13 protein-coding genes are annotated in these 12,044 nt (G+C 36.7%); 3 read left to right on the top strand and 10 right to left on the bottom strand.

The features are described from left to right. The first annotated feature begins 13 nt into the window (after positions 1 to 13). Positions 14 to 589, top strand: coding sequence for a CotY/CotZ family spore coat protein (locus AC25Y1_RS10225; protein WP_488147882.1), 576 nt, complete (start codon positions 14 to 16; stop codon positions 587 to 589). Positions 590 to 712: 123 nt separating this feature from the next. On the opposite strand, the gene AC25Y1_RS10230 is transcribed toward AC25Y1_RS10225, so the two are convergent. From AC25Y1_RS10230 to AC25Y1_RS10255, 6 genes are all read right to left on the bottom strand, one after another. Next, positions 713 to 1,108, bottom strand: coding sequence for a hypothetical protein (locus AC25Y1_RS10230; protein ID WP_488147883.1), 396 nt, complete (start codon positions 1,106 to 1,108; stop codon positions 713 to 715). 59 nt (positions 1,109 to 1,167) lie between these two features. Then, positions 1,168 to 2,535, bottom strand: a complete 1,368-nt coding sequence (gene mgtE / locus AC25Y1_RS10235) for a magnesium transporter (protein WP_488147884.1) — start codon at positions 2,533 to 2,535, stop codon at positions 1,168 to 1,170. Positions 2,536 to 2,634: 99 nt separating this feature from the next. Next, on the bottom strand, positions 2,635 to 3,546 hold the full coding sequence (locus tag AC25Y1_RS10240; protein WP_488147885.1) for an RluA family pseudouridine synthase: 912 nt from the start codon (positions 3,544 to 3,546) through the stop codon (positions 2,635 to 2,637). Further along, a complete protein-coding gene (locus AC25Y1_RS10245) occupies positions 3,539 to 4,339 on the bottom strand; it encodes an NAD kinase (protein ID WP_488147886.1) in 801 nt (266 codons plus the stop codon). The genes AC25Y1_RS10240 and AC25Y1_RS10245 overlap by 8 nt, the downstream gene beginning before the upstream one ends. Further along, the gene (yjbM, locus tag AC25Y1_RS10250; protein WP_488147887.1) at positions 4,336 to 5,013 is read right to left on the bottom strand and encodes a GTP diphosphokinase; all 678 of its coding nucleotides are present in this window, start codon (positions 5,011 to 5,013) and stop codon (positions 4,336 to 4,338) included. The genes AC25Y1_RS10245 and yjbM overlap by 4 nt, the downstream gene beginning before the upstream one ends. Positions 5,014 to 5,037: 24 nt before the next feature. Further along, positions 5,038 to 5,427 (bottom strand): UPF0738 family protein, encoded by a 390-nt coding sequence (locus tag AC25Y1_RS10255; protein ID WP_488147888.1) that lies wholly within the window; start codon positions 5,425 to 5,427, stop codon positions 5,038 to 5,040. A gap of 201 nt (positions 5,428 to 5,628) precedes the next feature. Here AC25Y1_RS10255 and AC25Y1_RS10260 point away from each other — a divergent pair, with 201 nt between their 5' ends. Then, positions 5,629 to 6,015 (top strand): globin domain-containing protein, encoded by a 387-nt coding sequence (locus AC25Y1_RS10260; RefSeq protein ID WP_488147889.1) that lies wholly within the window; start codon positions 5,629 to 5,631, stop codon positions 6,013 to 6,015. Next, positions 6,012 to 6,818, top strand: coding sequence for a DsbA family protein (locus tag AC25Y1_RS10265; protein ID WP_488147890.1), 807 nt, complete (start codon positions 6,012 to 6,014; stop codon positions 6,816 to 6,818). The genes AC25Y1_RS10260 and AC25Y1_RS10265 overlap by 4 nt, the downstream gene beginning before the upstream one ends. 439 nt (positions 6,819 to 7,257) lie before the next feature. Here AC25Y1_RS10265 and pepF read toward each other — a convergent pair whose 3' ends face one another. From pepF to spxA, 4 genes are all read right to left on the bottom strand, one after another. Then, complete coding sequence (gene pepF, locus AC25Y1_RS10270) at positions 7,258 to 9,075, bottom strand: oligoendopeptidase F (RefSeq protein WP_488147891.1); 1,818 nt, start codon at positions 9,073 to 9,075, stop codon at positions 7,258 to 7,260. Between the two features lie 63 nt (positions 9,076 to 9,138). Next, positions 9,139 to 10,281, bottom strand: a complete 1,143-nt coding sequence (locus AC25Y1_RS10275) for a competence protein CoiA (RefSeq protein WP_488147892.1) — start codon at positions 10,279 to 10,281, stop codon at positions 9,139 to 9,141. A gap of 98 nt (positions 10,282 to 10,379) precedes the next feature. Continuing rightward, on the bottom strand, positions 10,380 to 11,030 hold the full coding sequence (gene mecA / locus AC25Y1_RS10280) for an adaptor protein MecA (RefSeq protein WP_488147893.1): 651 nt from the start codon (positions 11,028 to 11,030) through the stop codon (positions 10,380 to 10,382). A gap of 250 nt (positions 11,031 to 11,280) precedes the next feature. Next, positions 11,281 to 11,676 (bottom strand): transcriptional regulator SpxA, encoded by a 396-nt coding sequence (gene spxA / locus AC25Y1_RS10285; RefSeq protein WP_488148083.1) that lies wholly within the window; start codon positions 11,674 to 11,676, stop codon positions 11,281 to 11,283. Positions 11,677 to 12,044: the final 368 nt, after the last annotated feature.

The following is a 12,044-nucleotide window of genomic DNA, read 5'->3' on the forward strand; positions in this document are numbered from 1 at the left end:
GGAGGTGGAATTAATGGGATGTGGAAGAGATGAAGACGTTAGAGGCAAAGGCTGCAAAGACGGTTGCATTTGCGAAGTCGTTCGTACAATTAAAAGAATTCAAGGAATTCAAGACGACATTGACTGCGACGACTGTGTAACAGACTGCTTTGTGACACCACTTGGAGGTCTCGTTAGCCCAACGCGTGGAAGAATTAACACACGTGTATTCATGCTATTAACGGATGATGGTGATCCTTTTAAAGCGATGTTTAAACGATCTAATAGACGTAGAAGAAGAGATAATTCTAGAGATAATATCGGATCCGAGCAAGGAAGAGATAAACATAAAGACAGAGACAATTGTTTCTCAGTCTTTTTCAGAGTACAAAATGTGTTCGACAACTGCTGTGCAACATTACAAGTACTAGAGCCACGCGATGAGGATGGACGACGTGTTGATATTTTGAAAAACGGTAAAATCGACTTTGACAAACTGTGCGATGTAGAAAACTTTGAAGCGACTGATTCTTGTATTACAGTTGACTTGAAGTGCTTCTGTGGGATTCAATGTGTGAAAGATGTATTCATCGATTGTGACAGAGATTAATAGGTAGACCTGCAATGCTCAGGCTATCCGGTCGAAAAATTCGATCGGATAGTCGTTTAGTTGGTCACAACAATATTAATAGTAAAAAGGCCGATCGGATTTTTTCCGTTCGGCCTTTTTACTTTAATTTTCTTGAAATGAATTGCCACGCCATAGTACGTCTCTAATTGTATTGATATCTACGGCAATGGTTAGATCTTCTTCGTCTGCAATCTCAATCCAAACTGTTTCTTCATTTATATCTGTAATTGTACCTTTTACGATCTCGTTCTCTAGTACAAATTGCAGTGGTTTGTATACTTGACGTTGGAATGGACGTCCAAGATTAATGATTTTGTTAAAAACAGCTGAGTTCTTTTTATCAATCTCTGGTGCTTCTTCTCCAAGGGTTAATTCTTCTTGATCTTCCTCAGTTAGCACAAAAACCGATGTGCTTTCCTCATCCGTGGTGGACACTCGGATAAATATAGGCGGTCCATGTACGAACAACAAAGGTTCATTTTGATAAATAATACGCACATCCTTTTTGAACTTAGTATATGCGGTAATTATTTTTGTTGTTCATCATCAATTCTACCTTACAAATCGGCAATAAATGTCGTTGCGAGTCCGAGGTAGATAAGTGTACTCAATAAATCATTCAAAGTAGTGATAAAAGGACCTGATGCAACTGCTGGGTCAATCTTCATTTTATGCATAAATAGCGGGATGAATGAACCAGAAATGGTTGCAACAAAAATAGATACGAAAATAGCAGCGCCTACTAACAGACCTAACAGAAACTCCTGTTTCCAAACGTAGATGAGCCCGACCACAAAAATTGCACAGATAAACCCGGTTATAAGCCCAGTCCCCGCTTCTCTGATGAGTAATTTAAATTTACTTTCGTCTTCAATGTCACGGGTCGCAATTCCTCGTACTGCTACCGCCAAAGCTTGTGTACCACTATTTCCAGCAGTTCCGGCAATTAGTGGGATGAATGCAGCCAGCAAGGCTACTTTTTCAATTGTCGCTTCGAATGCACCAATTAAATTTGCCGTTAACATACCAAGAACTAATAAGATTATTAACCATGGAAGCCTCTTTTTTGCAGCAGACAATGAGTTTTTATCAAATGTATTCATATCTGAAACAGCGGCTAGTTTAGAATAATCATCTGACGCTTCTTCTTCAAGTACATCAAGGATGTCATCGACGGTAATAATCCCAAGCATATGTTGTTGAAAATCAACAACAGGTACTGCAAGGAAATTATAGTCTTTAATCATTCTTGCAACGTCTTCTTGATCTTCACTTACGAGTACGCTGACAACACGATCATTCATAATCGTATGAATTAACGTGTCTTCGTGCGCAATGATCAAATCTCGGAGTGAAACGACACCTGTTAGTCGTTCATCTTCATCTACAACAAATATATAATAAATCGTTTCTGCTTTCGGAGCTGCGTTTCGCAAAATAGTCATAGCTGATCGAACAGTCGAATTTTGCGGAATAACAACATATTCTGTTGTCATAATAGACCCAGCGGTATACTCTTCATAATGTAAGAGAGCTTTAATTTCATTGGCTGATTCTTGATTCATCAATGTTAAGTAACTAGCGACTTGTGCTTTATCAAGTTCATTTAAGACATCTACCGCGTTATCCACAAACATATGAGAAAACATGTCTGCAGCGTACGTCGAGTCCATCTCTGAAAGGAACTTTTTATAATCCTCATCATCAATTTCACTTACCTCAAAAATCTCTGCTAATTCTTGGGGAGATAAATAATAATACATTACTTTTCTTAATCCTGAATTTATCTTTTTATAAAATGTTGCTCGGTCATAAGGGTGAAGCATTTGAAATCCTGAACGAAATGTCTCAATATCCTTGCTTTCTAATGCACTGACCAGTATTTCTTCATCATAAATAGTTTCTTCTTTAACTTCTCTATTCATCGCCGCACCTTCCTTTCCATAAATCTAGTACTAAGCTTTAAATTACCTTCAAGCATTTTAGCACCGATATATTCCCCAGGAAATGAATGCGTCAGTGTTCTAGTGACTCAAAATCTCCTTAATATCAAGTGGTAGGTTGGCTTGAAAAGCTAAAGGTATTTTCGTGATTGGGTGGTTAAACTGGAGTGAATCACAATGCAAAGCTTGTCGCCCTATTATTGTTCGACTCCCTCCGTACAAGTCATCACCTAAGATTGGATGTCCCGCCCATTTCATATGTACCCTGATTTGATGTGTTCTACCCGTATGAAGTTTGAGTGCAACTTTTGTCAATTTTAGTCGATTTCTCTCGAATCTTTCAATGACTTTTACTTCCGTTTGCGCCTCTTGTCCATCTTCACGAACGATTCGTTCAATGATACTCCCATCTTTTCGTCCAATTGACTTTTCTATCAATTGATGATTTGAAAGGAAGTGTCCTTCTAGAATCGCTATATAACGTCGTTTGAAATTTGAATTTTGTACTTGTTTCCCCAGTAAATGATGAATGTGCCGATTTTTTGCAATACAAACTAATCCTGAAGTATTATGATCCAATCTTGTTACTACGTGTACAGTTGAAGGAATATGTTCACGGGCAAATTTCCCTGCCACCAAATTAGCAATGGTCCCAATTGGATGATTAAAAGAAGGAATTGTACTTTGATACGCTGGTTTATCTACGATTAATAATGCATCATCTTCGAAGATAATTGAGAGCTCACCTTCTTCCCCCTTCAAGCCAATACTTGTTTCTTCTGGTGGAAAGTAGACGACTACCGCATCTCCAGACCGGAGCTTATGCCGAACATCCCTTTCGACATCATTGACTAGGAGTTTTCCACCCTCATATTTGACCGCTGTTAATGTTCTTTTCGATATATTCTGCGCACTTAAAAAATCTCGCAGTAAAATCCCGTCTTCATTCACTGGAAATTCAAGACGGAATCTCAATTCATCACCTTTAAACATTATTATCAATAAAGGAGTCTTTAACACGTCTCCAAAATGGAAATGGACGGAATCTAGCAAACCGAACTTTTTCTTTGGCTACTTCGTACTCGATTGACTTAACGTCTTCGTGTAATAACTGCAAATGATCCACCGTAACCATAAAATCTGGACCATTTACAGGTTTCAATACGCATTTATGATGATCCGGTAAAACAAGTGGTGAACCTACCGTACGGAACACACGGTTGTTAATAGAAGCCATCTCCGTTAGTTGCATCGATGGGAGTGACGGATGGATTAATGCCCCCCCAAGTGATTTACTATAGGCGGTCGAACCAGATGGAGTTGACATACACAAACCATCCCCTCGAAAACGTTCAAAATGTTTACCATTTAACAAAACATCCATTACCAATGTGACATCGGGTGATTTTACTGATGATTCGTTAAGTGCTAAATAATTCAAACTTTCCTTTTCGCCTTGGTAGTTAATCGTCACGTCTAACAGCGGATATTCAATCACATCAAATTCTTTTCTAGCAATACTAATGACTAATTTTTCAATTTCAGATGGTTTCCAATCTGCATAGAATCCTAAATGTCCCGTATGAATTCCCACAAAAGCTGTGTTTTTTAAACGATGTCTATATTTATGAAAAGCATGTAATAATGTTCCATCACCACCAATCGATAAAACAATGTCTGGTTCATCCTCATCAAAGATTAGATTAAATCCAAGTAAATAATCTTTCGCTTCAGCCATTAGTCGGTTTGATAGTTCATCATTTCTAGATTGTATTGAAAACCTCATTTTTTTCTCCTCTCATTCTGGATATTATCGATGAATCCCATTGAAGGATCTTGTTTATAAGTACTAAAGTATTGTTGAGCATCTTGAATCTCATCTCGAATCAGCGACATCTCTTCGTCTAACTGAAATGCTGCTTCAGCAGCACGTTCGAGTCGACTTCTAATGACTGTCGGCACTTCACTTTCATATTTATAATTCAAAGAATGTTCGATGGAAGCCCAAAAATTCATAGCTAACGTTCGGATTTGAATTTCTGCTAATATTGTTTTCTCTCCTTGAATTGTTTGAACAGGATAATTAATAATTATGTGATAGGAGCGATAACCACTTGCCTTTTTGTTTGAAATATAATCTCGTTCCTCTATAACTTCAAGATCATTTCGCTTGCGCAAAATTTCAACGACCGACTGTATATCACCTACAAATTGACACATGATTCGTAAACCCGCTATATCAGGTAATTCTTTAGCTAATTCATCGGAGGGTTCAAATGGAATACCCTTTTCAAGGGTTTTGTCATAAATGCTCGCACGTGGTTTAACTCTTCCTGTTACAAACTCTACAGGTGTATGCACGTCTTCTAACTCGTATTGTGAACGTATTCCTTTAAGCTTTATTTTCAACTCATCAACAGCTTGTTTGTATGGTTCTAAAAACTTATTCCACTGCGGCATTTCATGTTCCTCCCTTGCGTAATCTTATAAGGTACTCTTTAATATTTCTTCAAATGCTGTTTCTACTGCCGAGGAAAATGCTTCCCCATAATTATTATTCCCCTCAATATTATAGATTAACATTGTCAACTCTTCGACAAATCCAGTTAAAGCGTATTTTTGGTTACGATAAATAACAACTGGATCTTTATTTAATTTAATGGCTTCTACTAATAATGGCCAGACTGATTGTCCAAAGTGTAGTTGACCATATGCATCTTCTTCATCTATTAAATAGACAAACGTCAATTTTTCGGAATCTGTAATTAATTTCTCTGCTGGTATGAGCATCTCAGTTTTTAGTGATTCATTTAATACGAAAGTTAGTTCTGGACCATTTTGTGTCCCACTCAAAACATGAATTTCAGTATGCATAAAATATTCTTCCCTTCAATCAGTCAATACGTTTAGTCTATCATAAGGTGTGCTGTCTTGCAGTGTGAAACATGCGTTTTTGAGGAGATTATAAAATAGTATTTTTGTATCTTCAGTTTCTCTAAAGAGCGGTTTATTTGTGAAAGTCGTCAACCGTTGGTAGAATATCAATACAGTTAGAGCAAAGGAGATAAAATAAACATGACTCGAAAACCTTTGATTCCATACGAAATGATTGGTGAAGAAAAGTTATCAGATCTGATTGATTTATTTTATGAAAAAGTTGCCGTCCACCCAGACTTGTATCCAATTTTCCCCGATGATTTGACGGAAACAGCTCGAAAACAAAAACAATTTCAAACTCAATATTTAGGCGGACCTAATTTATATAGTGATGAACATGGACACCCAATGATGAAAGCTCGTCACAATCCCTTCCCTATCACTCCGAGGCGTGCTGAAGCGTGGCTATCATGTATGTCAGAGGCGATGGACGAAGTTGAACTTGATGAGCAATTGCGTGACTTCTATTTTAAACGATTAGCGTTAACAGCTAGACATATGGTAAATGAGGAGGGGAGTTCGTGATTTCGCGTAAAATGATGGAAAACCCGGTAAATCCATCCTTACTCACCAGGCCCATTGAGGTATACATGTTTATCGATCCGACATGTAGTGAGTGTTGGGGATTACAGCCAATAGTACGTAAATTACAGATTGCTTACGAAAAGTATTTTACGTTGCGAGTTATTTTGCGAACTTCACTACCAACGATGAATTTACCTTGTATTGGTAATGATAGTTTCTATGAAACTAGTGAAAATTCGCATCCATCATTTCCATCCATTGCAATTAAAGCTGCAGAATTTCAAGGTAAACGTGCCGGACAACGATTCATATCTAAATTGTTTGAGTACTCGTATTTAAAGTCGAGAAATATCAATTCTTTTTCGGTACTCGTTGAAATTGCCGAATTGCTCCATATAGATGTAAATGAATTTGTTCGAGATTTCACTTCTAAAAATGTACACAGATCATTACAAATAGATTTGTTTATGGCTAAGGAAATGGAAGTTGAGCAAGCACCTACTTTTGTATTTTTCAATTCTAATATTGAAGACGAAGGTTTGAAAGTAAGCGGAATCTATGATTATGATGTGTATGTTCAAATTTTGGAGGAACTTATAGGACAAACGGTTATTCCTGATTGTCCACCACCACTTGAGTACCTTTTTAATCGTTTTGATACGTTAACAACGAAGGAAATTGCCGCAATCTACGACATTACTGAGAAGTCTGCAGAACGCGAGTTGAAAAAGCGGCTTCTACAACAATACGTGGAACGGGTCGCATTTAATGACATCACCTTGTGGCGACAAAAATGCGAATAATCATAAAGAGCTGACTAAAATGATGGAAATCCATAATCATTTAGTCAGCTCTTTTTTATTATAAGACACTTTAATTGAACTAGATAAAAAAAGCGTGCGCTACTATCACCTACCACAAATAACCTACGCTACATCCTTTATAACTAAGAAGTTTATTTCCTTCATTTTCACGGAGTAAATATGAAGAAAAACGAAAAGAGCATCCAACACCTGGGGGGGAGTGGATGCTCTTTTATAAAAAGGGAATGGGAGAAATGTTCACGTTCAAACAAAAGGGGTGTATGTTTGATATGTGATTTATTTCACATCCTTACCTTATCATGAAATAATAGATACATCAACATTTCACAATGAATTTAACAAGATTGTCACATTTTGTTTTTATCCTGATGAAAAAGAAATCCACTTCAATTAATGAAGTGGATTTCTTACGCTCATCTTATTTTAAAAGTAGTGATTCAAGTTCGTTCAACTTTTCTTCAAAAACGCGACATGCTTCTTCGATTGGTGCAGCGCTTGTCATGTCAACACCAGCCTTTTTAAGGACTTCAATCGGATAGTCGGATGAACCGGCTTTCAAGAAGTTATTAATATAACGCTCAACAGCAGGCTCGCCTTCTGTCAAAATTTGATTACTCAATGAAACTGCAGCGCTATAACCTGTTGCGTATTGGTAAACATAATAATTATAGTAGAAGTGTGGAATTCTTGCCCATTCAATTCCAATATCTTCGTCGACAATCATATCCTCACCAAAGTATTTTTTGTTCAAAGCATAATACTCTTCAGTAAGTTTCTCTGCAGTTAACGCAACACCTTGTTGATCAAGTTCATGGATTAAGTGTTCGAATTCCGCAAACATCGTCTGGCGGAATACAGTTCCTCGGAATCCGTCTAGCCAATTATTTAGTAAGTATATTCGTTGTTGTTCATCTTCCGTTGTTTTAAGAAGATGATCGTTTAAAATTGCTTCATTAACTGTTGAGGCAACCTCTGCTACGAATATAGAATAACCACTGTAGATAAATGGCTGATGTTTTCGTGAATAATAACTATGAACACTGTGTCCAAATTCATGAGCGAGTGTAAATAGATTGCTGACGTTGTCTTGCCAGTTCATCAAAACATACGGGTTTGTACCATAAGCACCTGATGAATATGCACCTGATCGTTTTCCAACGTTTTCTCTGACATCCACCCAGCGATTTTCAAGGCCTTCTTTAACGATAGATGTATATTCCTCTCCTAAAGGATGGAAGCTCTCTAACATGGTCTGTGCAGCTTCTTCGTAAGTGTATTTAATGTCTACGTCTTTAACGAGAGGCGCAAACAAATCCCACATATGAAGCTCATCTAATTCGAATACTTTTTTACGAAGCGCCACGTATCTTTGTAGTAAATGTACGTTATCATTAATCGTTTTTACTAAATTATCGTAGACTTGCTCAGGGATATGGTTATTTGACATTGCCGCTTCTCTAGCATTGGTATAATTACGTATTTTAGCATGGACGTTATCTCGTTTAACATTTCCCGAAAGTGTAGAAGCAAATGTATTGGAAAACTCTTTGTAAGTAGAATACATCGCTTTAAATGCGTCTTCACGAACTTTTGGATTTCCACTTTCTAGGAATCCAATATAGCGGCCATGTGACAATTCAACTTCTTCGCCGTCTTCATTTTTCACTTTAGGGAATTTAAGATCCGCATTATTCAGCATGCTAAATGTCTCGGAAGATTTCCCTGTGACTTCAGAAAGTTGTGCAAGAAGTGCTTCTTGTTCAGCCGGCAATACATGTGGACGTTCCGTATTCACTTCTTCAAACTCTTGCTTGTATAATCGTAACTCCTCATGTTCTTCAACCCAAGTATTTAGTTTTTCTTCATCAATCGAAATCAATTCAGGCAAGAAATAAGATAGAGCCGTTGACACTTTAACGAAAAGCGTCTTTATTCTACCATCCATTGCTTGATAAAAACTGTTTGTCGTGTCTTGGTCAGATTTTAAATGAGAATAAACATAAAGACGGCGTAACCTTTCAGAAAGGCTATCACGGTATTGTAGTGCTTCTAATAACGCATCCGCACTGTTTTCAAGTGTTCCTTTATACGATTCTGCTTTTTCGGAAAGATTCTCAACTTCCATATACTCTTGTTCCCATGAATCGTCCGTCTCAAAGATATCCTCTAAACGCCATGTTTCTTCTACTTTGACTTCATCTCGTGTCAATACTTTATTGTTTGTATCGTTCGACATTAATTCTCCCCCTTTTGCCGTTACTTCGAGTAACGAACAACTTTCATTTTCTCAATATTCATTTCACTTTGCAAGGATTTCGTGTGAAAATTTTCGATAAAATTGTAATTCACCAAAATGCTCGATTGAGGTAATAGATTTCATATTCAGTGTCCGTAAAAAATCACGATAATCTTTGCATGCTTTTAACTGTAAATCAGACGGACCTCGAAATGTTCCAACAAAGTCTAGTAGTAAATCCTCTGTTAGATGATGAACGGATATTTGATTTTTATGCAGAAAATAAATAAATGCTAATTGCCATTCGCATGGATGTTCGTGAAAGGGATTCGTAGATGATATGGGAATTCCAACCGCTAATGGAAGTTCAGTAGGAAGAATTCGCAATTCATAGCAATCTCTAAGGAATGGATCATTCACCCCTCGACGATTGTGTATGATTCGATTTTGCAAAAATGAATTTCTAGCTGACAAAAAAATATTGGCATAGTTTTGGAATTCTAATCCAGTCGGAGCTTTCACTTGTGCAAAAGGAAAAGTTTGATTGAGATGAGGCAAAGTACGGTGAAGACCAATATATCGTCTCCCTGCTATGTGAAGAAGACTACTAAAATAATGAAACTGCTGAAGTTGAGGATTATACGTGAGGAGGACGGTACCTTTGGGCGAAACATTCGTTACAAATTTTTTCTCAAACTCAGAAAGCTGTAATTGACAAACACCTTGGGGAAGTGTTTTCAAGTTTGACGGTGTATGCAATATCCAAATCGGATTCATGCCAACTTTTTGATAACCAGCTGTTCTTGAATCAATGAGTCTAATGGGGATTCTACTACATTGAAACTCAATTGGGATTTGTTTAGTTCTAGTCGTAACCAATAGATCTGGACGTTGTGCTAATGAACTAAAATAAGGTTCTAACTTCACTTCCAGACCTAGCCGGTTAAATAGGCTGTAAAGTTGTTGTTTACCCAGTAGATGTTCCTTAGATTCACCTTCTGAAAATAATGCTTTACAGGATTTATCTTTTTTGTGAGCAAAATGTGCAATGATGATATCTCCTACTTTTAATTGGACGGATTCATTACATTGTGGACAATAAAATAAAGTCGAACTGCGCCATTCTCTTAATTGTTCCCTTGACATAGTTTCTGTCAAAACAACATTTGTCCCGTCATCTAGTCTTGCGGTTAATATTGAAATCACCCCTTTTCACAATATTACAAAGAATTCGATGAATAATCAAGACCCAAAAAAACAACAGCCATATTCTGGCTGTTGCACGTAGTATCTATTTGGTTCCTTCAGAAGTATTTTTCAATTTCTGAAAATACATCCTCAGCTATTATCTGATTTCCATATTCCTCTAGAAGATGAATGGTCATCTTTGTCGGTGAACCAAATTCAGTAAGCACACTAAACATATTGGTTTTTTCTTTATCGTCCATTTTCTCTAGATCATAAACAATGTGCAGATAGTATTTCTTATCATAAAAATAAAGTGTTGTCTTCGCGTGATAAGGATGCATTCGATTGGAAAGTTGAATTACATTTTCGAACTCATCAAATTTAAATGTGTTTTCTTTCCATTCTACATTACCTTCAGCAGCACTTAATATATCTTCCATTGACTGGAAGTTACCTCCACCCATTTCTTGGAAAACATTATGCTGATCTTCTGAACCAAATGGGGATTCACTAATTTGCCCTTCAGCTGTATTTGCACGTGTAACTGTCACTTCAATACCATTCTTCTTAGCATGAACTTGAATCCATAAAGGTCCCTCGGCTTCAAATTCAGCTTCATCATTAATTTCATCCATCATATCCCAGAAGAGTTCTTCACTTTTTTCTCGGTTATACCATACCTCTTCCCGAGTAAAACCGCGTTCTTCAATGTCCATATATGAAAGAAAGAATTTAACAGTATTTTCATTTATCCGTTCTATTTCCATTTATATCTCCCCCTCCCTAAATAATTAGGTTTTGTAACGATTCCCTGTCAAAGAATGAAATAATCCTACAATGCTTATATTTATTATATGACCGTGTGGTATGATTTGTAAGGGTTTATCCACAGATCAATACTTTTTGATAGTAAAAGCCATTGTAATTAACATCCGTCGGGAAAGCAAGGGAAAGACAAAAGCTGATAGGTGAACGGCATTTTTCAATGTCCCCCCTATCAGCTTTGAATACTTTCTCTTAGTTGACCAAGCGCCGCGCTTCTAGCAGCTGATAGGCCCTGACTTTTCTAGGTAGGAAACGACGGATTTCATCTTCATTATATCCTACTTGAAGCCTTTTTTCATCAAGAATGATTGGTCGTCTTAACAAGCCAGGATGCTCTTGAATCAATTCATATAATCGTTGTAGTGGAAGACTTTCCACATCAACATTAAGTTTTTGATAAATTTTCGATCTAGTTGAGATGATTTCATCTGTACCATCTTCAGTCATACGAAGAATTTCTTTTATCTCATCGATGTTTAGAGGCTCTGAAAAGATGTTTCGTTCTGTATACGGAATTTCATGTTCCTCCAACCACGCTTTTGCTTTTCTACATGACGTACAGCTCGGTGAAGTGAATAATGTGACCATCATACGCAAACCCTTCCTTTCAAATCGAATCGTTCTATTTGGCATATATTTAAAATGAAACTAAATTAGAATTGTTTTAAACTAAACTCTTAACTATTATTATACACAACTTTATTAATGAATAAAACACTTTTTCAAAATTACTTGCATTTTATGAACAACTTGTCACATTTTCGCAATATAATCAGCTTTAGGATAGTTGTAAGTGCACTTTTTAATCTTATTTATTGGTATACCCATCAGATTAAATTAATAAACAAATGTTTTATGAAAATTATATTTTCTCATTTAGATTGAAGTCATTGAAAATAATATATCGTTCTAGTTAATAATACGTTTCAGATTGAAAATGGTTTCAACTTCTACAT

The sequence above is a fragment of the Sporosarcina sp. Y1009 genome (assembly GCF_057669865.1).

What these genes read in the sequence shown, in the direction of transcription:
- AC25Y1_RS10255 (WP_488147888.1), bottom strand. Translation starts at nt 5,427, where the DNA reads ATGCATACTGAAATTCATGTTTTGAGTGGGACACAAAATGGTCCAGAA.
- mgtE (WP_488147884.1), bottom strand. Translation starts at nt 2,535, where the DNA reads ATGAATAGAGAAGTTAAAGAAGAAACTATTTATGATGAAGAAATACTG.
- AC25Y1_RS10260 (WP_488147889.1), top strand. Translation starts at nt 5,629, where the DNA reads ATGACTCGAAAACCTTTGATTCCATACGAAATGATTGGTGAAGAAAAG.
- AC25Y1_RS10245 (WP_488147886.1), bottom strand. Translation starts at nt 4,339, where the DNA reads ATGAGGTTTTCAATACAATCTAGAAATGATGAACTATCAAACCGACTA.
- pepF (WP_488147891.1), bottom strand. Translation starts at nt 9,075, where the DNA reads ATGTCGAACGATACAAACAATAAAGTATTGACACGAGATGAAGTCAAA.
- AC25Y1_RS10225 (WP_488147882.1), top strand. Translation starts at nt 14, where the DNA reads ATGGGATGTGGAAGAGATGAAGACGTTAGAGGCAAAGGCTGCAAAGAC.
- yjbM (WP_488147887.1), bottom strand. Translation starts at nt 5,013, where the DNA reads ATGCCGCAGTGGAATAAGTTTTTAGAACCATACAAACAAGCTGTTGAT.
- spxA (WP_488148083.1), bottom strand. Translation starts at nt 11,676, where the DNA reads ATGGTCACATTATTCACTTCACCGAGCTGTACGTCATGTAGAAAAGCA.
- AC25Y1_RS10240 (WP_488147885.1), bottom strand. Translation starts at nt 3,546, where the DNA reads ATGTTTAAAGGTGATGAATTGAGATTCCGTCTTGAATTTCCAGTGAAT.
- mecA (WP_488147893.1), bottom strand. Translation starts at nt 11,030, where the DNA reads ATGGAAATAGAACGGATAAATGAAAATACTGTTAAATTCTTTCTTTCA.